The sequence below is a fragment of the Wolbachia endosymbiont of Ctenocephalides felis wCfeT genome, assembly GCF_012277295.1.
Classification (GTDB): domain Bacteria; phylum Pseudomonadota; class Alphaproteobacteria; order Rickettsiales; family Anaplasmataceae; genus Wolbachia.
In genome coordinates this window covers 1,150,007-1,175,057 of record NZ_CP051156.1, presented here as the reverse complement: position 1 = coordinate 1,175,057, position 25,051 = coordinate 1,150,007, and the positions used below count along the sequence as shown (strand labels likewise).

At 35.0% G+C, this 25,051-nt stretch carries 23 protein-coding genes, 1 tRNA gene and 3 pseudogenes; 16 read left to right on the top strand and 11 right to left on the bottom strand.

Features of this window, described 5'->3' with window-relative positions; genetic code table 11:
• Position 1: 1 nt before the first annotated feature.
• The gene (gene putA / locus HF197_RS05690) at positions 2-3,166 is read right to left on the bottom strand and encodes a bifunctional proline dehydrogenase/L-glutamate gamma-semialdehyde dehydrogenase PutA (RefSeq protein WP_168464592.1); all 3,165 of its coding nucleotides are present in this window, start codon (positions 3,164-3,166) and stop codon (positions 2-4) included.
• A gap of 154 nt (positions 3,167-3,320) precedes the next feature.
• Positions 3,321-4,100, bottom strand: coding sequence for an ankyrin repeat domain-containing protein (locus tag HF197_RS05685; RefSeq protein WP_168464591.1), 780 nt, complete (start codon positions 4,098-4,100; stop codon positions 3,321-3,323).
• A 137-nt stretch (positions 4,101-4,237) separates the two neighbouring features.
• On the opposite strand from HF197_RS05685, the gene HF197_RS05680 reads away from it, so the two are divergent.
• On the top strand, positions 4,238-5,494 hold the full coding sequence (locus tag HF197_RS05680; protein ID WP_168464590.1) for an MFS transporter: 1,257 nt from the start codon (positions 4,238-4,240) through the stop codon (positions 5,492-5,494).
• Positions 5,495-5,545: 51 nt separating this feature from the next.
• Here the strand turns inward: HF197_RS05680 and HF197_RS05675 are convergent, their stop codons facing one another.
• A complete protein-coding gene (locus tag HF197_RS05675) occupies positions 5,546-6,451 on the bottom strand; it encodes a hypothetical protein (protein ID WP_218938887.1) in 906 nt (301 codons plus the stop codon).
• Positions 6,452-6,732: 281 nt separating this feature from the next.
• On the opposite strand from HF197_RS05675, the gene bfr reads away from it, so the two are divergent.
• The 4 genes from bfr to HF197_RS05655 all read left to right on the top strand — a co-directional run bounded on the left by bfr (position 6,733) and on the right by HF197_RS05655 (position 9,610).
• A complete protein-coding gene (bfr, locus tag HF197_RS05670; protein ID WP_168464588.1) occupies positions 6,733-7,209 on the top strand; it encodes a bacterioferritin in 477 nt (158 codons plus the stop codon).
• A gap of 1 nt (position 7,210) precedes the next feature.
• Complete coding sequence (locus HF197_RS05665) at positions 7,211-7,810, top strand: SURF1 family protein (protein WP_168464587.1); 600 nt, start codon at positions 7,211-7,213, stop codon at positions 7,808-7,810.
• Positions 7,811-8,057: 247 nt separating this feature from the next.
• Positions 8,058-8,333, top strand: a complete 276-nt coding sequence (locus HF197_RS05660; RefSeq protein WP_168464586.1) for a cold-shock protein — start codon at positions 8,058-8,060, stop codon at positions 8,331-8,333.
• Between the two features lie 56 nt (positions 8,334-8,389).
• Positions 8,390-9,610, top strand: a complete 1,221-nt coding sequence (locus HF197_RS05655; protein WP_174855553.1) for a DEAD/DEAH box helicase — start codon at positions 8,390-8,392, stop codon at positions 9,608-9,610.
• 35 nt (positions 9,611-9,645) lie between these two features.
• Here HF197_RS05655 and HF197_RS05650 read toward each other — a convergent pair whose 3' ends face one another.
• Positions 9,646-10,008 (bottom strand): hypothetical protein, encoded by a 363-nt coding sequence (locus HF197_RS05650; protein ID WP_168464585.1) that lies wholly within the window; start codon positions 10,006-10,008, stop codon positions 9,646-9,648.
• Positions 10,009-10,048: 40 nt separating this feature from the next.
• Here HF197_RS05650 and tnpC (HF197_RS05645) point away from each other — a divergent pair.
• Positions 10,049-11,409 (top strand): annotated as a pseudogene (gene tnpC, locus HF197_RS05645) (IS66 family transposase).
• On the opposite strand, the gene HF197_RS05640 reads toward tnpC (HF197_RS05645), so the two are convergent.
• From HF197_RS05640 to tnpC (HF197_RS05630), 3 genes and pseudogenes are all read right to left on the bottom strand, one after another.
• A complete protein-coding gene (locus tag HF197_RS05640) occupies positions 11,406-12,833 on the bottom strand; it encodes a hypothetical protein (RefSeq protein WP_168464584.1) in 1,428 nt (475 codons plus the stop codon). The pseudogene tnpC (HF197_RS05645) and the gene HF197_RS05640 sit on opposite strands and share 4 nt — an antisense overlap.
• Positions 12,814-13,155: a hypothetical protein gene (locus HF197_RS05635; protein ID WP_168464583.1), complete on the bottom strand. Its 342-nt coding sequence runs from the start codon at positions 13,153-13,155 to the stop codon at positions 12,814-12,816. Before HF197_RS05635 ends, HF197_RS05640 begins: the two co-directional genes overlap by 20 nt.
• 343 nt (positions 13,156-13,498) lie before the next feature.
• Positions 13,499-14,859 (bottom strand): annotated as a pseudogene (gene tnpC / locus HF197_RS05630) (IS66 family transposase).
• A gap of 40 nt (positions 14,860-14,899) precedes the next feature.
• Between tnpC (HF197_RS05630) and HF197_RS05625 the strand changes: the two are divergent.
• The gene (locus HF197_RS05625; protein ID WP_246168481.1) at positions 14,900-15,241 is read left to right on the top strand and encodes a diacylglycerol kinase; all 342 of its coding nucleotides are present in this window, start codon (positions 14,900-14,902) and stop codon (positions 15,239-15,241) included.
• Between the two features lie 13 nt (positions 15,242-15,254).
• Here HF197_RS05625 and secB read toward each other — a convergent pair whose 3' ends face one another.
• Positions 15,255-15,755 (bottom strand): protein-export chaperone SecB, encoded by a 501-nt coding sequence (gene secB / locus HF197_RS05620; RefSeq protein WP_168464582.1) that lies wholly within the window; start codon positions 15,753-15,755, stop codon positions 15,255-15,257.
• Positions 15,756-15,894: 139 nt separating this feature from the next.
• Between secB and HF197_RS05615 the strand changes: the two genes are divergently transcribed.
• From HF197_RS05615 to HF197_RS05605, 3 genes are read left to right on the top strand one after another with little or no spacing between them, the layout of a single operon-like run.
• Positions 15,895-16,545 (top strand): Tim44/TimA family putative adaptor protein, encoded by a 651-nt coding sequence (locus tag HF197_RS05615; protein ID WP_168464581.1) that lies wholly within the window; start codon positions 15,895-15,897, stop codon positions 16,543-16,545.
• A 26-nt stretch (positions 16,546-16,571) separates the two neighbouring features.
• Positions 16,572-17,255 carry a DNA polymerase III subunit epsilon gene (dnaQ, locus tag HF197_RS05610; RefSeq protein ID WP_369800031.1) on the top strand — a complete coding sequence of 228 codons (684 nt, stop codon included), beginning with the start codon at positions 16,572-16,574 and terminating at the stop codon, positions 17,253-17,255.
• Positions 17,256-17,300: 45 nt separating this feature from the next.
• The gene (locus HF197_RS05605) at positions 17,301-17,909 is read left to right on the top strand and encodes an SCO family protein (RefSeq protein WP_168464580.1); all 609 of its coding nucleotides are present in this window, start codon (positions 17,301-17,303) and stop codon (positions 17,907-17,909) included.
• On the opposite strand, the gene HF197_RS05600 is transcribed toward HF197_RS05605, so the two are convergent.
• Both HF197_RS05600 and tnpC (HF197_RS05595) read right to left on the bottom strand, forming a co-directional pair.
• The gene (locus HF197_RS05600) at positions 17,884-18,030 is read right to left on the bottom strand and encodes a hypothetical protein (RefSeq protein ID WP_168464579.1); all 147 of its coding nucleotides are present in this window, start codon (positions 18,028-18,030) and stop codon (positions 17,884-17,886) included. The genes HF197_RS05605 and HF197_RS05600 overlap by 26 nt on opposite strands.
• A gap of 13 nt (positions 18,031-18,043) precedes the next feature.
• Positions 18,044-19,404: pseudogene (gene tnpC / locus HF197_RS05595) on the bottom strand (IS66 family transposase).
• A 1,198-nt stretch (positions 19,405-20,602) separates the two neighbouring features.
• Here tnpC (HF197_RS05595) and HF197_RS05590 point away from each other — a divergent pair.
• The 5 genes from HF197_RS05590 (at position 20,603) to HF197_RS05570 (ending at position 24,416) form a co-directional block, all read left to right on the top strand.
• Positions 20,603-21,163 (top strand): ankyrin repeat domain-containing protein, encoded by a 561-nt coding sequence (locus HF197_RS05590; protein WP_168464578.1) that lies wholly within the window; start codon positions 20,603-20,605, stop codon positions 21,161-21,163.
• A complete protein-coding gene (locus HF197_RS05585; protein WP_168464577.1) occupies positions 21,055-21,987 on the top strand; it encodes an ankyrin repeat domain-containing protein in 933 nt (310 codons plus the stop codon). The genes HF197_RS05590 and HF197_RS05585 overlap by 109 nt, the downstream gene beginning before the upstream one ends.
• Positions 21,988-22,342: 355 nt before the next feature.
• Positions 22,343-23,014, top strand: coding sequence for an ankyrin repeat domain-containing protein (locus HF197_RS05580; RefSeq protein ID WP_168464576.1), 672 nt, complete (start codon positions 22,343-22,345; stop codon positions 23,012-23,014).
• 56 nt (positions 23,015-23,070) lie between these two features.
• A complete protein-coding gene (locus HF197_RS05575) occupies positions 23,071-23,391 on the top strand; it encodes an ankyrin repeat domain-containing protein (protein WP_369800005.1) in 321 nt (106 codons plus the stop codon).
• Between the two features lie 68 nt (positions 23,392-23,459).
• Positions 23,460-24,416, top strand: a complete 957-nt coding sequence (locus HF197_RS05570) for an IS5 family transposase (RefSeq protein WP_168464516.1) — start codon at positions 23,460-23,462, stop codon at positions 24,414-24,416.
• A gap of 226 nt (positions 24,417-24,642) precedes the next feature.
• Here the strand turns inward: HF197_RS05570 and HF197_RS05565 are convergent.
• Positions 24,643-24,718 (bottom strand) — tRNA-His (locus tag HF197_RS05565).
• Between the two features lie 143 nt (positions 24,719-24,861).
• On the opposite strand from HF197_RS05565, the gene rpmF reads away from it, so the two are divergent.
• The gene (gene rpmF / locus HF197_RS05560) at positions 24,862-25,044 is read left to right on the top strand and encodes a 50S ribosomal protein L32 (RefSeq protein WP_168464920.1); all 183 of its coding nucleotides are present in this window, start codon (positions 24,862-24,864) and stop codon (positions 25,042-25,044) included.
• Positions 25,045-25,051 lie beyond the last annotated feature (7 nt).

Here is a 25,051-nt window from a genome sequence, read left to right as displayed (position 1 = left end):
ATTAATCTAGACACATAAGTGTGGTATTACCACCAAATGCCGTAGTATTAACACTAACAACTTTTTCCGTAGAAAAACGTTGTAAATAATTAGGACCGCCAGCTTTTGGTCCAGTCCCTGATAATCCTCTGCCACCAAATGGCTGTATGCCAACTGCTGCACCTATTTGATTTCGGTTAATATATACATTACCAGCTGATATTTTTTTGCTAATTGAATCAATTTGGTTTTGTATGCGACTTTGCAAAGAAAATGTGAGCCCATAGCCTGTGTTATTTATATCATCTATAACCTTATCCAGTTGTGCCTTACTGAAGCGTATGACATGTAAAATAGGGCCAAATACCTCTTGTTCTAATTGCGAAATTGCTTGTATTTCATAAATGTATGGAGAAAAGAAATGACCATTTTGAGAACTTACATTCATGGGAACTTTGAACAAAAGGTTCGAATTTCTATCCTCTGACATCTTATTTGTATGTTTAATTAACATATTAAGAGATGTCTTATCAATTATTGGACCAATATCAGTACTAAAATGTATTGGATCACCAACTCTTAACTCTTGCGCTGCACCGCAGATCATTTTTATCTGTTTTTCTGCAATATCTTCTTGAATAAACAACACCCTAAGCGCAGAACATCGCTGACCGCTACTGCGAAATGCGGAAAGCAGAACATCCATAGTTACCTGTTCTAAAAGAGCAGAACTATCAACAATCATAGCATTTAATCCACCGGTCTCAGCAATAAGTGGCACGATAGGACCATTTCTGCTGGCAAGCATTTTGTTAATTATTTGTGCAGTTTGTGTTGAACCAGTGAAAGCCACTCCAGCAACTCTATTATCTGGTATTAAAGTTTTACCCAAATATGCGCCATCTCCTGGGATAAGATGTAATACATCTTTCGGTACACCAGCTTCATGCAGAATTTTTACAGCTTCATAGGCAATAATGGGTGTTTGTTCTGCTGGCTTCGCCAATACTGCATTACCGGCTGCAAGTGCAGCCGAAACCTGCCCTAAAAATATAGCAAGTGGAAAATTCCATGGTGATATGCATAAAAAAACTCCCCGCCCCTCAAAAAAGATAAAATTATCTTCACCTGCTGGGCCTGGTAATTTTTTCCAATTACTCAGTTCATTCTTTGCTATAGCTGCATAATAACGTAAGAAATCCACTGCCTCTCTTACTTCTGCTATAGCATCAGATAAAATTTTACCCGCTTCAACAATTAGAATATAGATTAATTGTGTCATTCTACCTTCAAGCAAATCTGCAGCTTTTTCAAGATATTCAGCACGCTTTTCTGCCGGAGTATTCTGCCATTCAGGAAAAGCTCTATGCGCTTTTTCCAGAGCATTTAAAGCTTGAACTCCAGTTGTATTTGATACTTCTCCAATAATATGCTCCAAATGTGCAGGATTCACCACTTCAGTAAAATTAGCATCATCAAGTAGTACATTTCCTTCAATAATTGGCCCAACTTGCCATTTTTTTTCACTAAATTTTTTTATGTCATCTGTAAATTGTGCTACTGTCACTGAATCACTAATATCCATTCCCAAGGAATTTTTTCTTTCTTCTCCCAAAATATCTCGTGGCAGTGGAATGCTTGGATGAGGCTCGTATTCGAAGCTTTTGGCTTTTTCCAGTGGATCAGCAACTAAATCTTCAATTCTAACATTAGGATCGTTTATTTGATTAACAAATGAACTGTTAGCTCCATTCTCAAGCAAGCGTCTAATAAGATATGGTAATAAATCGCTATGCTTGCCAACTGGTGCATATACACGGCAATTTATACTTGTTGCAACCTCTGACATTGCATAATCATATAAGTCTTTACCCATTCCATGTAAGCGTTGAAACTCAAATCCAGGGTGATTTTTATCAGCAAATTCCATAATAGCTGCAAAAGTGTAGGCATTATGAGTTCCAAAGCATGGGTAAAAGGTATTTGGCTTGCTAAGCAGCTTTTGCGCACAAGTTAAATAGCACACATCGGTATAACTCTTCCTTGTGAATACTGAATAACCACTTAATCCCAGCTCTTGTGTGTGCTTAATTTCTGAATCCCAATATGCACCTTTTACAAGTCTTACCATAACTTTGTGCTTTGATCGAATAGCAACATCCTCAACAAAATCAAGAGCTGCCAAAGCACGCTTTTGGTATGCCTGAACGGCTAATCCAAGCCCCTCCCAACCTTCAAGCGACTTATCAAGACGCAGATATTCGAATAAAATTAACGACATTTCAAGCCTTTCTGACTCCTCCGCATCTATACATAGAGGAATATTATATTTTTTCGCTTCATGACAAAGTTCCAGTAATCTTACCTTCAATTCCTCCGCTATATTATCGAATTGATTGAACTCATAACGTGGATGCAATGCGGATAATTTGATTGAAATACCATGAGACTTATAACAATCGTCCACTTCAGCTGATGCACCGATAGCCCTTATTGAATGCATATACGAATTGAAATATTCTTCTGCATCACTAGCTGTACGAGCAGCTTCACCAAGCATATCAAAAGAGCATAAGTATTTGCTACTATTACCTGATTTTGCGTTTTCCAGTGCTTTTTCTATACTCTCTCCAATAACGAAATGTTTACCAAGCATCATCATTGCTTCTTTTACTGCTTTACGAATTATTGGCTCTCCTAGATTTTTAAGTAATTTAGAGATTGCATTATAAAATTTAGAATCTCCCTTATTATCTCTCAATATACTACTACCTACTATTAATCCCCATGTAGAGGCATTTACAAACAATGAAGGAGAGTGTCCTGAATGCTTACCCCATTGTTGATTGGCAATTTTATCCTTAATTAGTTCATCTATTGTATAATTATCTGGTATTCTGAGCAACGATTCAGCAAGGCACATCAGAGTTACACCTTCATCATTAGAAAGAGAATACTTCTGCATAAAAGAATCTATCACCCCTAATTTACTGCCTTTAATCTTCTCGATAACTTGTTTTGCAATATTATAAATTCTATTTTTTGAATCAGCTGAAATCTCTGTTTTTTCCACAAGATAACGCACACAACCCTTCTCATCAGTGCGGTAAGATCCTTGTAAACGCTTTCTCAATTCATTAGGTTCTAGTATAGAGCTGATCTTAGATTCTTCTATAGGACCGGTCATATATTATTATTTCCAAATTTCCAAAACATTCTATAATTATACCACAACTTCGCGCAGAATACATTATTATTTTGGTTGACAACAATCTAGCTATGAATACGGTTATGTCAAAAAATGAATAGTTTGGTTTGTAGAAAAGCTCTGAAAATTACATCTATAGTATATTACAGCTTCTTTCTCTATGTAAAGATGTATTTATATCCTCTATATTAGTTTTAGGAATTTTGGGATTTAATAATAAGTCCTTAATATCTTGATTTTTAATATAAACTTCCGGAGTCCTTCTATAATCATCTTGTATAGAAGGATTTGCTCCATTTTTTAGCAAAATCTTTATCGTCTTAATCCTATCATGTAGATTAACTCTATCGTACATAACAGACCAGTGTAAAGGAGTTCTGCTATAATTATCCATTACATTAGCGTGCGCTCCTTTTTTTAGTAGAATTTCTGTTATAGCTGCATTGCCCTGACCAGCAGCCCAATGTAAAGGAGTCCTTCCACTACTTTTACTTTTTATATTGGGATCTACTCCACGATTGAGCAAAAGCCTTACTACCCCTACGTGGTTATGCATAGTAGCACAACATAAAGGAGTAGTTCCACTACCTACTGCTTCAGGATTTATTTTATCATGATTAAGTAGAAGCTTTACTGCCTCTGTATGACCACGAATGGCAGCACAATGCAAAGGAGTATTGCCTCCATAACTTTCTATATTAGGATCTTTTGTTTTACTTAACAGAAGTGCCACCACTTCTGTATGGCCATTTTCAGCAGCCCAATGTAAAGGAGTTTTTCTATATATATCTCTTACATTAATATCTTCATCTTCTACTTCTTTTAGTAGCTCCTTAATCTTAAGGACATTTCCTTCTTTAGCAGCATCAAAAAGATTTTGCTTACGTAATGTTCCTTGTCCTGCTTTTTTCATAATAACCCTCACCAAAAATACATTGTCCAATTATAGTATAATCATTATGAAAAATCAAGAATCTTTAGCCATTGTTAAGAGGCTTTACTAAATTTTAAAAAACATTCAGAATTTAAGTGATTCACAAATTAAATTAAGTGTTCAGTCACCAAACGAGAGTATTGATATCAACTATATTCTGCAGAATAGCAATATGGTATGACCACATGCTTTTTATTGAGCTGATTAACATAATAAGTAGAGAATTTTTTTCCGCACAGAATGTTTATTACAACATACTACAACTGTTCGGTATAGCAGGCCTTGGAGCTATGGCAAGGCCGCTTGGTGCATTCATATTTGGCCATGTGGGAGATAGATATGGAAGGAAAAGAGCATTACCCGCTGCTATCTTATTAATATCGATCCCATCCAGTTTGATTGCATTTATACCAAGTTACAGTCAAATAGGCGTCGCTTCAACTATATTACTCCTCATAATTCATGTGACACAAGGAATTGCGCTTGGTGCTGAACAAGGTGGCAGTTCCGTTTATCTCATAGAGCACTTATCTAATAAAAAGAAAAGCTTGGGATTTTTTTTTGGAATAATAGGCTTCGGCCGTTCTATTGGCATCTTGCTTTCTGCAGTAATTGTAATCATCTGCAAAAAAACTACTGATTTCAATGATTGGGGATGGAGATTGCCGTTTGTTTTTTCAGCCATTTTGGGATTCATTAGTGCATATAGTATATACACATTAGGAGAAACTCCAGAATATAAAAAGCAAAAACATTCACCTAGCCTACCAGTAATAGAGCTGCTAAAACACCACAAGAGAGCTCTTACACTGGCCGTTTTAATATCTATACCAGTCAATGTTGTTGTTGGATTTACTATATTCTTGAGAACGCTTGCAAAAGAAATAGCATCAATGGAAGTTTATGTAACAACATATATCAGCGAAATTGTGTCTATTATAACCAGTATATTGATGCCAATATCCTCAATAGCACTAGGTATTTTGGCTGATAAAATGGGAAGAGAGCGTACAGCAGTCTTATTTATAGTTGTCACGATGATGCTATGCTGCCCTATATTATCTATTGCATACCATTATGAAAGTTACACCGTAATTATGCTGAGCGTAATGTTTTTTTCTATAATAGAGAGAGGAATAAACCCCATAGGAATAGTTACGTCTGAGTTATTTCCTACCAGCGTTAGATTTAGTGGCGTAAGCCTATCACGCAACATATCCTACGCACTACACGGCGGATTTACTCCTATGATATGCATGTGGTTTACTGGAACATTTGCTCAAATAAATTTTGCCGCCGGGTTTTATATAATCTTCTGTTTATTTGTCAGCCTAGTTGCTATATCGCAAATAAGGCCACAAGATAAAAATTAGACTTCTTTCGAAACCGATTTATAGGGTAAAAATTACCATCCCATAGGCAGTCTAATGTTCAAAGCATGAAACATTTGGGTAAAGCTGCTGCGGCATTTGTGTATTAGTTACATAACCATCAGGCAGTGGTGCACTTGGTGGTTGGTACTGCTGCTGACTTTGATCGTAAGTTGGTGGTGCATGTCCATGTCCACGTTCATGATAACGTTCATATAGCAAATGCTTTGCCAATGTCATATAAGGCCCTACCTCATTCTCGATTGTTTTACCATGTTCGCGACAAAAAAGGACAACCGAACCAAGACATATAAATGTGTTAACTATAAAAGGAACAAAAATTGCACTTTGATCAAGCGAAAAAGCAGCAGTAATAGCGCTTACCGCTCCGAACAATAGTTGAAATACTGCTATATCAAATTGACGATTTGCTAAATAGTCAATTGATTTATCCGATTTTTCTGCTTCTTTTTTGAAATATAAATGATAAACAGCACATACTATCAAGTGCGTTATAACGCAAAGCGCTATAAGAAATAAAAGCTTATTCCCTTGCTCCTCTTCTTTAGCCTTTTGTTGTGAATTTTGTGCACTATAAGCTGAAGCTGCAGGAGGATTGTTGATAATTATAGGCTGCTGCCTGCTACTGAAAAGATTTGATAGTAAAAGATAATCCAACAAACCTAACCTTCTATTCTCATTGATAGTGATATTTACATTTCCACTGCTTGAATGGCCACGCCTTGGCGTTGCATTGCTTTCACCTTGTGATTTATTAAACTTTATATTATTCTCTTTACAATATTCTTTCACTCGCTTTGCAATGTCTTTGATGTTTTCTTCTGTTATATACCCTGCACGAGGAGCCATATAAGAAGATCTATTAATGTCATTTTTTAAGTCATCATAACTCTTATTGCCTATGAAATTGCTTGTATAATAGTTGTACCCTTTCACCATACTTAACCCTCTAAATTAACCTACTTAAAAGATTATGTTACTTTGAGCTAACATGTCAGCTGTAGCATTGATGGTGTTTATGTTAGATCTACCGCAAAAGGGCATGACAAGCAGTTATTTCTAAACGGAAACAATTGTTAATTTGTTAACAGTTGTGTGCCTCTTGTGCTCAAATTACTTCAATGTCGCTTTGTAGAAGGTTTTATGTAATTTGCCACAAGTATTGCTATAGTCCTCATTATCGTGTAAATTGTGTCTATATATTAAATTTAAGGAATATTATGAGTGAAGAGATAGTAAAGCATTTGAACGGGCTATTGACTAATGAGTTGACTTCCGTGCGTCAATACCTTTTGCATTTTGCAATTCTTAAAAATAATGGAATTAATAGATTTGCGGATAAGGTAAAAAATGAGCTTAGCGAAGAACTTGATCATGCACATCAATTAGCAGAAAGAATTTTATTATTAGAGGGAGTACCAAACTTCCAAGATACGAATGAAATACTCAAGTATGATGGAAAATTTGCAAAAGATACAATACAGAAAATCTTAGAAGCTAATTTGAAGCTAGAAGAAAAGGGTATCCAAGACATCAGAGAAGCAATTTCTATAGCTGAAAAAGAAAAGGATTTTGTGACTGTAATATTGCTAGAAGATTTATTAAAAAATGAAGAAGAGCATTTGCATTGGATTAACAAACAAATTGATCTAATCGAATTAATGGGCGTTGAGAACTACCTTCGTACACAAATATAAAGTGCTGAAAAAAATATTATTTATTTTACCTTGCTTACTTCTTTTTTCACTAGGATTTTGGCAATTATCTAGATTAAGCTGGAAGAAGAATATTGTCAAAAATATGAACCTTCCTACTGCTCAAATATCTTTCAATAACAGTCTTGAGGATTTTAACTATAGGCACATCGCAATTGATGGAATATTGAGCAATATAGAATTATATGTTTTTGCCGGGCAGCGTGGCTATTACGTGCTGTCTCCTATGCTACTTGCTGATGGACATTATATGTTAGTAAACAAGGGAATAGTAAGTAAAAAAAGGACAGAAGAAGTAAAAATCACAAAAGTAACTGCCAATGGAATTTTATATTGTGATGGTAATAAAAATTGGTTCATTAAGAACGATATTGATGCAAACACATGGTTCACCTTGAGTGCAGAAGAAATTTCGAATGAACTTGGTATTGAATTGAATAAATGTATATTATGGCAAGAAGGTTTTGATACTATAAAGCCAATGAAGCATTTAGAATATGCAATTACCTGGTTTGCACTTTCCTTAATTTGGTTGGTGATGTACGTTAAAATGCTATTTAAAAACAGGTCTGCTGAAAATTAGAACTCAACCACTACCAACTAAATCATATACCATAAATTAGTATATGCGTCCACATACTATTGCAGGTTCGTAAAAAATTAGTTGCATTAAATGCAATAACTGTATATTATAGGAAAGTAATGTTAAGATAGACTATGGAGTATAATGGTTTAGTTTCAAGAGCTAAACTTAAGACATTCTCGAGCGTAATTTCAAAGTTTTTCATCACATTAGTAATATTAATTGATAATTTAATGGAGTTGTTTAAATGACGTCTGATAATAAGGAATTTGGTCACATAAAATGGTTTAATTCTGACAAGGGTTACGGTTTTATCAAACCAGACAATAAAGGAAGTGATATTTTTGTGCATATTACTGAACTGTCGCATGCAGGAATAAAACCTGATTCACTCAAAGGGGAAAATAAAGAAAAGGGGATTAAAGGAGAAAGGGTAAGTTATAAGCTTAAAGAGGAACGCGGAAGAAATGGTGAAGAAAAAAAATCTGCAATAAAATTAGAGTTAATAGAAGAAGTAGGATAATAATTCCTGCTATAGAGATGATGATGGAAGCTCTCAATTTGGTTAATTTTTGTGGGATGGATATTCCACCTTCACTTAAGCATGCACTTGATAAGAATAACATAGCTGTTCCAACCCCAATTCAAATGCAAGCAATTCCTTTAGCTTTACAAGGAAGAGATATTCTCGGATCTGCTCAAACAGGAACAGGAAAAACTCTAGCATTTGCCATCCCGCTAGTTACAAAGCTACTGAGCAAGTCTGATAACAGCTCAGCTTTAGTAATTGTACCAACCAGAGAGCTTGCACAACAGGTAACAAATGAAATCAAAAAACTACTATTTCAAAATGCTGCGCTAAAGATTGCTTTATTAATCGGTGGTGAGCCTATTTTTAGGCAATTAAATCAACTCAAGAAAAAACCGCAAATTGTAATAGGCACTCCTGGCCGCATTATAGATCATATTGAGCGTAAGAGCTTAGCTATTCGCAATGTTAGTACTCTTGTACTTGATGAAACTGATCGTATGTTTGACATGGGTTTTGGAATTCAAATTGAAGAAATTATAAAATATCTGCCAAAAATACGGCAAACTCTTATGTTTTCTGCAACTCTTCCAAACGGCATAGTAAAGCTTGCTGAAAGGCATCTTAATAAGCCAGAGCGTATTTCTGCTCAGCATGAAAATACGACTCCTGTAAAGATAAAACAAGAGATTGTTTACGCATCAGAGTCAGAAAAATATAAGAAACTTGTTGAACAATTATGCGAGCGTGAAGGAGCAATCATTATTTTTGTAAAAACAAAGCATGGAGCAGATCAGCTAGCTGATAAATTGCGCAGAGACGACTATAGTGCTTTAGCAATTCATGGTGATTTAAGACAACATAAGCGCGAGAGAGTTATCAATTCCTTTCGTCGTGGTCGCAATCAAATTATGGTTGCAACTGATATTGCATCCCGTGGTCTTGATATTCCTCACATTCAACACGTCATAAATTATGATGCGCCACAATCACAAGCTGATTATATTCATCGTATAGGTAGAACTGCACGTGCTGGAGCTGAAGGTTGTGCATTATCTTTCGTTACACCTCAAGATAAAAAAAGATTACCTGCGTTGGCAAGTAAAGAAGGGGAACCAAATTTTGACTGTAATGTGCAACTCAACAAGCACAATAAAACTAAAAAAGTTTTTAAAAGATCCAAAATCAATAAATTAAGAGCTAAAGCCAGATTTAAGAACTCCAAATATGGCTCAGAAAGAAGCAGAAAAGCAAGAAAATCCTGTGCTTAAGCTGATTGGGATTTTCCTCACTTTTCCATTCTTTGCTAATTCATAGTGAGGGTATTATTTCTAGCTACTTTAGATATTGTTGTATTATTTAATGAGCTTTTAGGGCCAAACTTATCAATTGCTGCTTTTAAAGTGTTCTCTATATGATTGAGCTTTCTTTCCTTAATTTCTTTTACAGTTAATGGCAAGTCGTCTACTGGCTTTGAGTCTTTTACCCCTGTAAATTTTCCTACCGCTAAACCAAATAGTTGAATCATTCCATTAAAATTATCCGCGCTAAATGAAGTTTCACTTAGGCAGTTGGTAACACGCTGATTGTAGGGCAAGGCAGGAGTACTCTGAAAAAAACTATCTAGCGCGTATCCATTCAGCCGGGCGGTAAAATAAAGAGTAGACAAGGAATGCTAAAAAGGTAAACTAGAGTGGCTGTGAGGTAATATGGTTGATCTTTTAGAATTTTGCGAAAGTTTAAGCAGACTATAGAAAAGTTAGAAACAAAAATAGAAGAGCTTAAAGCAGAAAATAAAGCGCTAAGGATCGAAAACGCTGAGTTAAAAGAAAGGCTTGGCTTAAGTTCAAAAAATTCATCTATACCAAGCTCCAAAGAATTATATAAGATGAGGGAAAATAAGCCAAAAAGTGACAGGAAAGTAGGAGCACAGGTTGGACATAAAGGCAGTTACCGCCCTAAAATGGAGGCAGATGAGATGGTAAAAATAGAACTGCCCAATACGTGTGAGTGCGGAGGAGAAATTGCGGTATCAAAAGATCCGTATACTCATCAAAAGGTCGATTTGCCGGAAATCAAGCCGTATGTAGTTGAATATCAACTAGAGCATGGACGTTGCAAAAGATGTGGAAAAAGAAAAAGTAGCAAGCTACAAGAAGGAGTAACTGCGGACACATTTGGTCCAAGAGTTAAGTCAGTAATTGCAGCATTAAGTGGATTTTACAAGAATTCGAAAAAAGAAGTGGCAAATATTATAAAGGACATTTTCAACCTGGATATCAGCGTCGGTAGTGTATCAAATAGCGAGGCTAGAGTGGCAGAAAAATGCCAAGAAGCATATGAGCAAATTGAGGAAGAGGTAAGCAAGAGCAAAATTTTACATATCGATGAAACTAGCCATTACAACAAAGGTAAACAGGGCTGGTGCTGGATGTTTGCGAGCAAAATAGGAAGTGTGATCAAATTGACAGAGTCAAGAGGGATGAAAGTCCTGGAAAATAGTAAATTTGGAAAGAATAACAACCTAGTAGTGACCGACAGATATGCAGCTTACAACTACTTTTCCAGCAAGAAAAGGCAGGTCTGTTGGGCACATTTAGCAAGAGATTTTGAAAGGTTGTCTCATAGTTGGAATAGCGAAGTGAAAGTTTTGGGGTATTATTTAAGGAATGTTGCTACTGAATTATTTGCATTGAAAAAAGCTCTGTTAAAGGATGAAATAGACACATTAAGGTTCATAAGAAGAGCAAGAAAATTACGCAAGCGAACGAGATATTACTTAAAGAATATATCAAATTTACCCGAGGCAATTGGAGCGTCTCGAGTAGCAAAAAATATCATGAAATCGGATCTGATGATGTGGAAATTTTTGGACGATCCAGAAAATATTCCACTGACAAACAACTATGCTGAGCGACAGATTCGGCATTACGTTGTTTACCGAAAAGTTTCATATTTTACACAATCGAAACGGGGAAATATGTTTCTTGAGAGGATAATTTCATTGTACTTGACTTGGAGGCAAAAGAAGTTAAATCCTTTTCAAAACCTACTGGCTATTGCTTCTTAAGCCATACACCTGAATGGATACGAACAAGATTCACCCCTGCTTTCTTTCAATTTGTTAATGTATAAGTCATCTCTTGAATTAAAATCCTTTTTACTTTGTCTCATTTCATTCTTCAAATCTTGGCGTATTTCTTTTAGAGATTTTATATCCTTTTTATCCCCTTCTGTTAAATCTTTTTTAGTTTTAAAGTCTTCCAGGAAAGTTTCAACTTGATAAATATCCCATTTGCACAGAATTTTCTTATCTTTATATGTTGTATCGACTCTATTGAATAAAACTCTTTCAAAAGTTCTATATTCGTATTGCTCATTTCCTTTTTCTTCTTCATAACAAAAATATCTATACCTATTATCTTTATAGTTATTGTTTATTGCTTTCTCTACATATTTACTGTCAATATCTTTTGCAATTTTATTAAGTCGTGTGTTTTTGTTCTCTTCAAACTTTTGATCAAGCCTAGCTTCCCACTTGGCCCTTCCTATTTTATGTAACTGAGATTTCAGCAATCCTTTCACACTTTCATAATCTCCTGACCGCATAAGCTTTCTTTCTTGCTTAAGCTTTTCTAAATCTTGCTCCACAGTTGTCTGTAATTTTCGTAGCTCTCCAAAGCGAACACCAGCATTCCCTTCCTCTTTTGCTGATTCTAGTTCATTATTATTTTTCTCAGTAGCTGCTTCCCACTTGTCTTCTCTTATTTTATATAACTGAGATTTCAGCAATCCTTTCACACTTTCATAATCTTCTGATCGCATAGGCTTTTTTTCTTGCTTAAGCTTCTCTAAATCTTGCTCTACAGTTCTCTGTAAGTTTTGTAGCTCTTCAAGGCGAATACCAGCATTCCTTTTCTCTTTTGCTGATTCTAGTTCATTATTATTTTTCTCAATAGCTGCTTCCCATTTAGCTTTCCTTGTGTTACGTAGACGTAATTGCAGCACTTTTTCTATTACTTCGTACTCTTCCGTTCTCATAACCTTCTTGTCTTCATAAAAAAGGCTATATAAACTCTTTTTCAAATCTGTCTGAAGTGTTTTCAATGCGTGCAAACGATGATTCACATCTTTTTCTTCTATTGTTATTAATTGCAATTCCTCTTTGCTTTCCTCAAGAATTAAATGCCATTTATTTCCTACAACATCTTTAAGATCATGTTTCACTTTTTTATACTCTTTATGTTGTTTTGAAAAAGGAAACTTTGCTAATAGCCTTTTGTTTTTCTTTAGATCAGCACGATCCTTCGCTAGATCATTTTGCCTTGTCTCTAATGTTTTGATCTTACTCTTGATTTCTTCTATCTTTTGAGCCAACTCTTTCTTTATAGGATCTTCAACCACTGCCTCATACTGTGGCTGATTATCAAAGATTAAATAATCATCAGAACTGTCATGAGAAGAAACTACACTGTCAGTCTGCCCCGCTTGCAATGCTTTGCTGCTCTTCTAATTCATCGTCTTGTTCAAATTCACTTGAGTTCATTGCTAACGAGTAACTAGCACGAATCGCTTTGTTGATTATATCCTTTAAATCACCTGGTCTAGCTGGATTTTCTTGATATGCTCTTAAGATACCATTTAAACCCCCTTTACTACCTTTTGCAGTTGTATTAACAACATTATCATTTTGTAAAAATTCTATATCATCTTCACTTAAAACATAACTTAATTGAATTTTATCTAAAACTTTTTCAAGATGTTTATGATTCTTTCTAAATGTACTTGAACCTGTAAATTGATTATTACCAAACATTTTTCAACCTTTAAATTATTAACATAATCTAATTCTAAGTAACAAGTATTAACGATGCGTTAATACTATTCTTAGTAATTTAAGGAAATTATTTTATTATTTAATAAAGATTTGACTTGAAATATATAAACCTAATTAATATCTTCAAACACAACTGTACGAACATCGCATTTTGGGCCAGTTACCTACAAAATGGTGTCATTCTAGCGCTTGGCGCTAGAATCCAGGTCTTTTTAACTTGATCCTATAATCAAGTCATAATATGACAAGAAAGGTTTGTTATTAAAACATTTCTATTAATTTCATAAGTATAGCCATCCACGTATCCATTCAGGTGTATGGCTTAAGAAGCAATAGCCAGTAGGTTTTGAAAAGGATTTAACTTCTTTTGCCTCCAAGTCAAGTACAATGAAATTATCCTCTCAAGAAACATATTTCCCCGTTTCGATTGTGTAAAATATGAAACTTTTCGGTAAACAACGTAATGCCGAATCTGTTGCTCAGCATAGTTGTTTGTCAGTGGAATATTTTCTGGATCGTCCAAAAATTTCCACATCATCAGATCCGATTTCATGATATTTTTTGCTACTCGAGACGCTCCAATTGCCTCGGGTAAATTTGATATATTCTTTAAGTAATATCTCGTTCACTTGCGTAATTTTCTTGCTCTTCTTATGAACCTTAATGTGTCTATTTCATCCTTTAACAGAGCTTTTTTCAATGCAAATAATTCAGTAGCAACATTCCTTAAATAATACCCCAAAACTTTCACTTCGCTATTCCAACTATGAGACAACCTTTCAAAATCTCTTGCTAAATGTGCCCAACAGACCTGCCTTTTCTTGCTGGAAAAGTAGTTGTAAGCTGCATATCTGTCGGTCACTACTAGGTTGTTATTCTTTCCAAATTTACTATTTTCCAGGACTTTCATCCCTCTTGACTCTGTCAATTTGATCACACTTCCTATTTTGCTCGCAAACATCCAGCACCAGCCCTGTTTACCTTTGTTGTAATGGCTAGTTTCATCGATATGTAAAATTTTGCTCTTGCTTACCTCTTCCTCAATTTGCTCATATGCTTCTTGGCATTTTTCTGCCACTCTAGCCTCGCTATTTGATACACTACCGACGCTGATATCCAGGTTGAAAATGTCCTTTATAATATTTGCCACTTCTTTTTTCGAATTCTTGTAAAATCCACTTAATGCTGCAATTACTGACTTAACTCTTGGACCAAATGTGTCCGCAGTTACTCCTTCTTGTAGCTTGCTACTTTTTCTTTTTCCACATCTTTTGCAACGTCCATGCTCTAGTTGATATTCAACTACATACGGCTTGATTTCCGGCAAATCGACCTTTTGATGAGTATACGGATCTTTTGATACCGCAATTTCTCCTCCGCACTCACACGTATTGGGCAGTTCTATTTTTACCATCTCATCTGCCTCCATTTTAGGGCGGTAACTGCCTTTATGTCCAACCTGTGCTCCTACTTTCCTGTCACTTTTTGGCTTATTTTCCCTCATCTTATATAATTCTTTGGAGCTTGGTATAGATGAATTTTTTGAATTTAAGCCAAGCCTTTCTTTTAACTCAGCGTTTTCGATCCTTAGCGCTTTATTTTCTGCTTTAAGCTCTTCTATTTTTGTTTCTAACTTTTCTATAGTCTGCTTAAACTTTCGCAAAATTCTAAAAGATCAACCATATTACCTCACAGCCACTCTAGTTTACCTTTTTAGCATTCCTTGTCTACTCTTTATTTTACCGCCCGGCTGAATGGATACAAAACAATCTGGTATTCTTTTGAGGGACTAAAGGCAGCTTTTTTGTCAGAAACTGCGTTTAGACAGGAATTGTTGTTATTTGTTATGTGTGCGCCTATTGCTTTCATGCTTGACGTCAGTAAATCAGAGCGTGCTGTTATGATAGGTAGCCTGTTTTTAGTATTGATTATAGAAATCATTAACACAGCTCTTGAAACAACCATTGAACGCATTTCCAGCAAACAACATGCACTCTCAAAAAAGGTCAAGGATCTGGGCAGTGCGGCTGTTTTTCTTTCATTGATTAATGCTGCTATAGTATAGGCAATAATACTAATTAGTTAAAATTTTCATTACTCACAGTACTTTTTTGTTGTTGGCTTTGTTGCATGTACATAGCTTCAAAATTTATGAGATCCAACATAAGAGGAGGAAATCCACCACTGCTTGTAACTCTTGCAATCACCTCTCTTGCAAATGGGAAAAGAAAAACAGGTCCGCCAATAAACAGAGCTTGTCTCACTTCTTCTTCACTTAAATCCTTAAAATTTTCTATTGAAAAAATACCACAATATTTCGTTTCACAAATGAAAGCCACGCTATCTTTTATGTTATCATCTTTCACTGTTGCTTTAATTTCTATATGCAAAGTAACTTCATGGAAAGATCTTTCTTCTCCTCCATCTGGATCTTCTGCACCTTCCAATTTTGCTGAATTGATATTAACCATAACATTAATATCAGGAGACTTACTGGTAGCAAGGAATGGCGAATTTGGATTTTCAAATGATAAATCTTTTATATATTGACCGTGAACTTTCATCTTTTGTTGTAACATTTCTTAAGCTCCTTTTAACTAATTCGAGACTTTTTTATGATATCTATTTATAAATGAATAGTCAACCTAATTATAAACTGATAACATATTTTAATTATTAATAATATTATGCTCAGTTTGACGGGGAGTTAAATTTATTATGATAGAACTTGTGATATATGCTTTATTAGCAGCATTTATTTTCTCGCGTTTGTACAATTCTTTAGGAAAAACTACTAATATAAATATAAAAAAATTCACTAAAGTATTGGATGTAACTCCAAGCAGAGAATGTGTAGTGGAAAATATTGATGATTATATAAGTGAAGGGCCAATGAAAGCCACTTATGAACAAATAATCAAAAAAAATAAAGATTTTTCTATCAGTCGTTTTATGGAAGGTTCAAGCATAGCCTTTGAGCTAATAATAAAATATTTTAATCAAGGTAATTTAACACAACTGAAACCCCTGGTAGATAAAGATTTATATAGTCACTTTGCAGAAAAGATTAAGCATAACAAAGAAGTGCACGAATCAGTGATTGTTTCTGTCATTGAACAGAAAATTTTAGAAATGAAGTTGGTGAAAAATGTTGTATTTATTGCAGTGTATTTCCTTTCAGAACAAATTAATTTCGTTAAAAATGAAAAAGGAGAAATAATTTCTGGCAGTACGTCCACTATTAATAAAGTTGAAGATACATGGCAATTTAAAAAGAATATCAATTCATCAGATCCTGGTTGGTTGTTAGTTTCCATAAATTACAAAAATGCTGATAATAGTAAGAATTTAGTAACAAATGACACATAATATCAGTTTTATTGATTGGTTATGGAATGCGTGAAATAGTACTTGATACTGAAACAACTGGTCTTGACATTACATCAGGGCATCGGGTTATTGAAATTGGATGCGTTGAGTTAATTAATCGTATATCAACTGGTAAGGTATTTCATCGATATCTCAATCCAAAAAGAGATGTACCTTATCACTCCTTTAAGATTCACGGCATTAGTGAAAAATTTTTAAAAGATAAGCCACTATTTTCAGAAGTAGCGCGCGAATTCCTTGAATTTATATCAGACGATATCTTAGTCATCCATAATGCTGAGTTTGATGTAAAATTCCTTAATATGGAGCTAGGTATGTTGAATCTAGAGCAAATTTCTCCTGATAGAGTACTTGATACGCTACCACTTGCAAGAAAAAAATTTATAGGATCGCCCGCCTCTTTAAATGCATTATGTAAGCGTTTTGATATATCATTAGAAGACAGGGAATTGCATGGGGCATTAATTGATGCTCAATTACTTGCAAAGGTGTATGTTGAGCTGACAGGAGGGCTGCAAACTTTTTTATTTGATAATGATAATGATCAAGATGGCACTTCTACGCTCGTTCAGCATAAAGCACGTAACTTAACTCGCAGAGAACATGCACCAAGTGATGACGAGATTGATGAGCATAGGAAGTTACTAGAGAAGATCAATAATCCGCTGTGGAAGGAATATATTGAATAAACCCTAGACAAAGCTATAATGTAGTTTTACTTATAGAGTAGTTTCATGATAAAATTTATAAGATTATTATCTAACATATTAATAGCATTAGCAGTTATTATTCTTGGCTATTGTTACTTTACTCAGAAAGGCGTGTTTGCTCCAATGGTAACTCAAAATAAAGAAGTTAGAATAGGTGGGGATTTTTCTTTGATCAATCAGGATGGACAAATTGTACAAAGCAGTGATTTTCAAGACAAGTATATGATGATTTTCTTTGGATTTTCTTCATGTAAAAAAGTTTGTCCTATGAATCTTGGCATAATTTCAGAAACGCTAGCAAAATTAGATGAGAAAACTAATGATAAGCTACAAACGTTTTTTATTACAGTTGATCCAGAACGCGACACTGTAGAAAAATTAAAAGGATTTCACGATCAATTTGACCATAGAATACAAATGTTAACTGGTAATAGAGAAGCAATAGATGAAGTGATTGAAAAATATAAGGTGTATTCTAGCAAAGTTGGCGGAGAGGAGGATATTAATCACTCTTCAATAATATATCTTATCGGCCCTGGCAAGGAATATGTCACGCATTTTGCAGCCGACTTAAGCTCAGATGAAAGCCAGTCTGATAAAATTTTAGCTAAGTTGAAGAAATACATAAATTGAGCGCATCAGCAATGAGCTGTCCAGTAGATTGTTCTATATAAACTTGATGTAAGGTATCTTTTGGTATTTTTGGCTTCGAAGCTTCCTGTTGCTCTTCTTCTGGCAGTTTTCTTGTATCCATTCAGGTGTATGGCTTAAGAAGCAATAGCCAGTAGGTTTTGAAAAGGATTTAACTTCTTTTGCCTCCAAGTCAAGTACAATGAAATTATCCTCTCAAGAAACATATTTCCCCGTTTCGATTGTGTAAAATATGAAACTTTTCGGTAAACAACGTAATGCCGAATCTGTCGCTCAGCATAGTTGTTTGTCAGTGGAATATTTTCTGGATCGTCCAAAAATTTCCACATCATCAGATCCGATTTCATGATATTTTTTGCTACTCGAGACGCTCCAATTGCCTCGGGTAAATTTGATATATTCTTTAAGTAATATCTCGTTCGCTTGCGTAATTTTCTTGCTCTTCTTATGAACCTTAATGTGTCTATTTCATCCTTTAACAGAGCTTTTTTCAATGCAAATAATTCAGTAGCAACATTCCTTAAATAATACCCCAAAACTTTCACTTCGCTATTCCAACTATGAGACAACCTTTCAAAATCTCTTGCTAAATGTGCCCAACAGACCTGCCTTTTCTTGCTGGAAAAGTAGTTGTAAGCTGCATATCTGTCGGTCACTACTAGGTTGTTATTCTTTCCAAATTTACTATTTTCCAGGACTTTCATCCCTCTTGACTCTGTCAATTTGATCACACTTCCTATTTTGCTCGCAAACATCCAGCACCAGCCCTGTTTACCTTTGTTGTAATGGCTAGTTTCATCGATATGTAAAATTTTGCTCTTGCTTACCTCTTCCTCAATTTGCTCATATGCTTCTTGGCATTTTTCTGCCACTCTAGCCTCGCTATTTGATACACTACCGACGCTGATATCCAGGTTGAAAATGTCCTTTATAATATTTGCCACTTCTTTTTTCGAATTCTTGTAAAATCCACTTAATGCTGCAATTACTGACTTAACTCTTGGACCAAATGTGTCCGCAGTTACTCCTTCTTGTAGCTTGCTACTTTTTCTTTTTCCACATCTTTTGCAACGTCCATGCTCTAGTTGATATTCAACTACATACGGCTTGATTTCCGGCAAATCGACCTTTTGATGAGTATACGGATCTTTTGATACCGCAATTTCTCCTCCGCACTCACACGTATTGGGCAGTTCTATTTTTACCATCTCATCTGCCTCCATTTTAGGGCGGTAACTGCCTTTATGTCCAACCTGTGCTCCTACTTTCCTGTCACTTTTTGGCTTATTTTCCCTCATCTTATATAATTCTTTGGAGCTTGGTATAGATGAATTTTTTGAATTTAAGCCAAGCCTTTCTTTTAACTCAGCGTTTTCGATCCTTAGCGCTTTATTTTCTGCTTTAAGCTCTTCTATTTTTGTTTCTAACTTTTCTATAGTCTGCTTAAACTTTCGCAAAATTCTAAAAGATCAACCATATTACCTCACAGCCACTCTAGTTTACCTTTTTAGCATTCCTTGTCTACTCTTTATTTTACCGCCCGGCTGAATGGATACGTTTTAAGGTAGAATATTACTACTCATACCTCTACTGCTAATGTAAACCACACCTAAGCTCGAATAAAAGGCATTATAATACTACATTCTACTCTAAACTTTTATTTTTACAAAAAAACTTACGTTAGCTTATCATGTCTTCTTTTTAGCTGCAAGAAATTTTTTATGCTTTAGTTGCATTTCATTGCTGTGCAGATGAAATCTTGTTCTCAATCAAATCAACACATGGTCTTAAATTATAATAGCAGCAATCTTAGGACTACATATTGCTAGTAGGAAAGCTTAGGGTCCATATAAAATACATTCCCATTTAGCACTAATAGCAATTTGTGTTTTGAAGCTGCTTCAAATGTTGAACTTTCCTTAAAATTATAGCTAAGTACCTGTTTGTTATTTGTAGTAGCCTAATTCTATAGAAGCAGTCTAATTATTATAGCAGTAGAAGCCTTACAAGAAACACAGCAGAACTCAAATGCAAAATTCTATGTAGTTAGTAGCTCTGGCTGCAATAGTTACAAGGTGTGGGAACGAGAAATTTACAGTTGACTAAATATAATTTTGGGTTTAAGTAAAAGCTGTAATTTAGGTCTATATGGATGGGTATAAGTAAACGGGAATAAGGTGGATTAATTCAAGTAATACTAGATAGGTATGATCGATAGAAATTCAATCTACGCTATATTTGTGGGTGTAATACTTAATGTTTTTGATAAAAATTTTAAACTTATACCAGATGTATGGGTTAGTTAATTATAGTACAGATGCAGTAATGAATTTAATAAAATAGCTTAAAATTTGTTTTAATGTCAACTAAATAACAATTTAAATGCTAATTATTCAATGACAAACTACTATCAATAGAAAAATATTTCATGGGCCCTTTCCAACCTATGAGCGAATTGGGTGGCGAGACTCCGGCCATTCTTTAGCGTTAGAAAGATTTCAATTGTTAACTATTTTACTACTATTAACTTATTAAATGACTTTGTATAATTGAATAAAACTTGGATTGCAGGTTTTTCCCCATAATCCCAGCCATTTGAGCAACAGTTAGCTGGCTAAAAAGTGTTGCATAACTTGTCCGTACCATGCTAATATTGATATATTTAGTGGGTATATATGACTTCTGTAAAACGTTTAACTAAACTTCTTTCTTATGCTGTAAAGCGAGGTAATTTTAACAGAGTCAAACAACTTACTGCTGAGGGCGCTGACTGGAAGGCTGTTGATGATTTTGGTTTAACTTTTCTTCATCTTGCTGCTCAAGGGAATAATTTAGATCTAGTACAATACTTTGTAGATAAAGGGATTGATGTTAATGCTGAAACCAATAATGGCAGCACTTCTTTGTATTTCGCTATTCAACAAGGTAACCTTGGTATGGTGTTGTACTTAGTAGAAAATAATGCTGATGTTAATTTCAGAGACAATGGTAGGTGGACTCTTTTACATTGGGCTGTTCTCTATGGTGACTTAGATCTAGTAAAATGCTTTGTAGATAAAGGAATTGATATTGACTCCCAAGCAAATGACGGCAGTGCTCCTCTGCATTTTGCAGCTCGAGACTATGATTGGGAAATAGCACATACCTTGCAGGAAAAAACGCTAATGTTAACATCAAAGACAATGATGGGTGGACCTCTTTGCATTATGCTGCTGCTAACGATGATATGGATTTAGTAGAGCTTCTCGTAAATGGAGGAGCTGATATTAATGCTAAGAATGATGAAAATAGCTCTCCTTTGCATCTTGCTGTTCAAGACAACCATTCAGATGTAGCTATGTATTTCATAGAGAATAATGCAGATGTGCACGCCAAAGACAGTGATGGATGGACCCCTCTTCATTGTGCTGCTACTAATGGTTATATAGATTTAGCAAAACTTCTTGTAGATAATGGAGCTGATGTTAATATTCAAGATGATGATAATAGCTCTCCTTTTCACCTTGCTATTCAAAACGATCATTCAGATGTAGTTCTATATTTTATAGAGAATAATGCAGATGTTAATGCCAAAGACAATGAAGGATGGAACTCTATGCACTTGGCAGCTTTTGATAGTAGTTTAGATGTAATAGAGAGTCTTGTGGTGAGAGGTGCTGATATAAATACTACTAATAGTTACGGTGATACTCCTCTACACTTAGCTGCTTGGGCAGGTAATGATGATATAATAGAATATCTGATAGACGTGGGGTCTGATGTAAATGCTACCAATCACCAAGGTATTGCTCCTTTGCACTACACTATTGAAAATTGTGAATTGAAAGCAGTGCGATACCTGGTAGATAAGGGAGCCGATGTTAATATTAAAGATAACGATAACTGGACTGCTATACATTGGGCTGCTTCATCTGATAAGCTAGATGTCATAAAATATCTTGTTGAAGAGAAAGAAATTGATCTAAGCTTAGAGGTTTTGGATATTGCTACCGAGAATGGTAGTCTCAATGTAAGCCAATATCTTATGGAAAAGCTCTGTGTTGTAGAAAGTGCATATTGACTTTTATCACAAACATGTAACCTAGAAAATCATATCAATCTATAACCTTATTTAGAAAAAATAGAGAAGAAGCGATAGCTAAGCTTTCCTTTCATGAACTAGATTTTAGTATTTTATCCAGGCGTTCTTACCTGGCACGAACATCGGTATTTGAATAGATCCTGGAGCAATACACAGCCAATTTATTTAATATACTAACTATATAAAATAATATTATAATATATATTAAAAAAGAATTAATATGCAATCTATAATTGTTGAAAAATATTGTATTTCGTGGGTGGCTAGAATATAATAGTAATAACAACAATAAGTAAATAAACCAATTTTACTTAACGTTGAAGAGGCTATAATTTTGGAGGGTTTTATGTGTGAGTTCGAAAAAAGATTACAAGAATTAAAGGAAAACTCATTTTATGGAATTAACGATAAAGATGAGAATGGTAACACTATACTGCACCTAGCAGCAATGGTTTCTAACTATCCAATAATAATATCAATAATATTAAGAGATGCAAACGTTAATGCGAAGAATAATAAAGGAGAGACGCCACTACACAGAGCAGCATTTATAGGAAAAACTCAGAACTTAGTAGCTCTCTTGGAGTTTGGAGCTAAGGTTAATGCTGTAGATTCAAGGGGACGTACCCCATTATATTATGCAAGCCAGACAGAAAGTAAAGAGAAGGTGGAAGTGCTAATGGAAGCTGGAGCAAACCTAAGTGCAGGGATGTGGTGGAGGTGCAAAGTAGTAAGTTTATATGCACCATCAGAAAAGCAAGCAGAGCAGCTGAGTAACAGGATTATGGCAGATAGATATGAGTTGTTGGATGAGAATAAATTCATCGGTGAATCAGAACTCGCAAGCTTACGTTATAAAGCTGCAAAAGGTAGAGTTGAGAAAGTATATCTATACTCACCTGAGGTCTTAGCAAAAAGGTTTAAGGATCAAGTAAGCCTACTAAGGGAATTGTGGTCATCAGGTGTGGAGATAATATTCCTAAGTAAAAGCGTACAAATAGAGTAACAAGCAGTAATCTAGTTTAAAAAGTGTAAAAGGGATTAAGTTTTAGAGGAGGTGATATGAGAAAATTCTGTGAGCTATTGAAGGAGTTGAAGGAAAAGCAATTTCAAGAAATCAATAGTAAAGACGAAAAAGGTAACACAATACTACATCTGGCAGCAGAGTATGCAAGTGGCGAAACAATAAAGTTATTAATAGAAAAAGGTGCAGATATAAATGCTAAAAACGACAAAGGAGAAACACCGTTACATAGGGCTGCGCATAAAGGAAAAGTAAGGAATGTAAGGGGAATAATAAAGACAGGGTGTGATATAAATGCAAGAGATAATGAATTATCTACCCCATTGCACCATGCAGTCATGGCTTTGTTGCATAGCTAAAGTAAAAAGAACTGGGAGTTACTGACAAAATTCATTATAAACAGGCATTTAACCGACAAAGGAAAAATATGCCAGTCAAAATGAAAGTCAGTAACTGCTACGAATATAACAAATTTCTCCAAGAAAGAGGAAATATTTTTTATTACGTCAACGATGCCATAGAAAATTGGTACGAAAAAAGTCCCAAAATGGCCGGTGGCAACAATATTTATAGTGATAAAGTCGTAATTCTAATTCACATAATAACTTATTTGTTTAGAATAGGCCTAAGACAAACGGTGGGGTTTATAGCGGGATACCTTGAGCAAATAGGAAAAAATTTGCAAGTTATCAGCTATTCCCAGGCTTCCAGAAGATTCAAAAAGCTTAACTTAAAAATTAATGATCGAAGACATGATAAAAACAGTATGGAAAATATTGAGATCGCCATAGATAGCACTGGAATAAGCATCTACAATAATATTCCAGGCCATAGTAAGGCAAACGGTACAGATAGAAAGTACCGTGGCTATAAGCAAACAAGAAAATTGCATGTAATGCTGGAGATAGGTAGCAAAAAAGTCATAGCTGCAAAATACAGTAGTGGAGTTTATTCTGACCACTATGGAGCCTGTGATCTTATTGCAAGGGCTAATGCTAAATACAATATAAGCACACTATATGCAGACAGAGCATATAATCGAAAGAAGTTATACAAATTGTGCAATGAGCTTGGCATAAAGACAAAAATTCCTCTGCAAAACAATGCAGTGGAGCATCCAAAGCTGGATTATATGGCTGAGAGAAATTCTACAATCAAGCTCATAAAGTCATATGGTGAAGATGGTATGAAGAAGTGGAAAAAAGAGATAAATTATGGGAAGAGATCTTATATAGAAAGTTTTTTCTCGCGACTGAAGCAAACATTTGGGTTTAGTTTTAGGAACAAATCTGAGATTAACCGTAAGAAAGAAATGCTACTCAAGTGTTATTTGCTGAACAAATTTACTGAAATAGGCATGGCTAAATTTGAGATAGCTTCATGAATTTATTATGCATTGCCTCCTATCCAAAGAGCGATGCAATAAAGCCACGCAGGATCCAAGATCTGATGTTGAAATATACACCTTGTACCCCAGCACTTAACGATGAAATCCAGGTTTCTTCACTAGGTCATGTGGTCAATTTATAGGATGATAAAAAGATTCTATGGTTATCATTCCAGTATCAGCTACTTGCATGATACCATTTTATCTTATTGAAAAAGTGTTATGGGGCGAGCGACCAGGATTGAACTGGCGACATTTAGTACCACAAACTAACGCTCTACCAACTGAGCTACGCCCGCCAAGGTATAAAATACTTAACATATCAGTGCGAATAGTCAATTGATTATTTTTCTTACAGCAAGAGTCTTATGAGTCATATACTATTTACATATTGCAGGAAATATGTTATTAATAAGCCTTAATTCATAAAATGGAAGAAGTTATGGCAGTTCCAAAAAGAAAGAAGTCAAAATCAAGGAAGAAGATGCATCGTTCTCATCATGCTATTCAACCTAAGAATATTGTGATATGTTCAACTACTGGTGAGTTTATGTTGCCTCACAATGTAGCGGTTGATGGAAGTTACAAAGGAAAACGAGTTTTCATAAAGCAAAAGGCAGAATAACTGTTTT

Bases quoted from the DNA above. Each gene is read 5' to 3' on its own strand.
- putA (WP_168464592.1), bottom strand. From the start codon at position 3,166: ATGACCGGTCCTATAGAAGAATCTAAGATCAGCTCTATACTAGAACCT.
- HF197_RS05685 (WP_168464591.1), bottom strand. From the start codon at position 4,100: ATGAAAAAAGCAGGACAAGGAACATTACGTAAGCAAAATCTTTTTGAT.
- HF197_RS05675 (WP_218938887.1), bottom strand. From the start codon at position 6,451: ATGGTGAAAGGGTACAACTATTATACAAGCAATTTCATAGGCAATAAG.
- bfr (WP_168464588.1), top strand. From the start codon at position 6,733: ATGAGTGAAGAGATAGTAAAGCATTTGAACGGGCTATTGACTAATGAG.
- HF197_RS05660 (WP_168464586.1), top strand. From the start codon at position 8,058: ATGACGTCTGATAATAAGGAATTTGGTCACATAAAATGGTTTAATTCT.
- HF197_RS05655 (WP_174855553.1), top strand. From the start codon at position 8,390: ATGGATATTCCACCTTCACTTAAGCATGCACTTGATAAGAATAACATA.
- HF197_RS05635 (WP_168464583.1), bottom strand. From the start codon at position 13,155: ATGTTTGGTAATAATCAATTTACAGGTTCAAGTACATTTAGAAAGAAT.
- secB (WP_168464582.1), bottom strand. From the start codon at position 15,755: ATGTTACAACAAAAGATGAAAGTTCACGGTCAATATATAAAAGATTTA.
- HF197_RS05615 (WP_168464581.1), top strand. From the start codon at position 15,895: ATGATAGAACTTGTGATATATGCTTTATTAGCAGCATTTATTTTCTCG.
- dnaQ (WP_369800031.1), top strand. From the start codon at position 16,572: ATGCGTGAAATAGTACTTGATACTGAAACAACTGGTCTTGACATTACA.
- HF197_RS05605 (WP_168464580.1), top strand. From the start codon at position 17,301: ATGATAAAATTTATAAGATTATTATCTAACATATTAATAGCATTAGCA.
- HF197_RS05600 (WP_168464579.1), bottom strand. From the start codon at position 18,030: ATGGATACAAGAAAACTGCCAGAAGAAGAGCAACAGGAAGCTTCGAAG.
- HF197_RS05590 (WP_168464578.1), top strand. From the start codon at position 20,603: ATGACTTCTGTAAAACGTTTAACTAAACTTCTTTCTTATGCTGTAAAG.
- HF197_RS05575 (WP_369800005.1), top strand. From the start codon at position 23,071: ATGAGAAAATTCTGTGAGCTATTGAAGGAGTTGAAGGAAAAGCAATTT.
- HF197_RS05570 (WP_168464516.1), top strand. From the start codon at position 23,460: ATGCCAGTCAAAATGAAAGTCAGTAACTGCTACGAATATAACAAATTT.
- rpmF (WP_168464920.1), top strand. From the start codon at position 24,862: ATGGCAGTTCCAAAAAGAAAGAAGTCAAAATCAAGGAAGAAGATGCAT.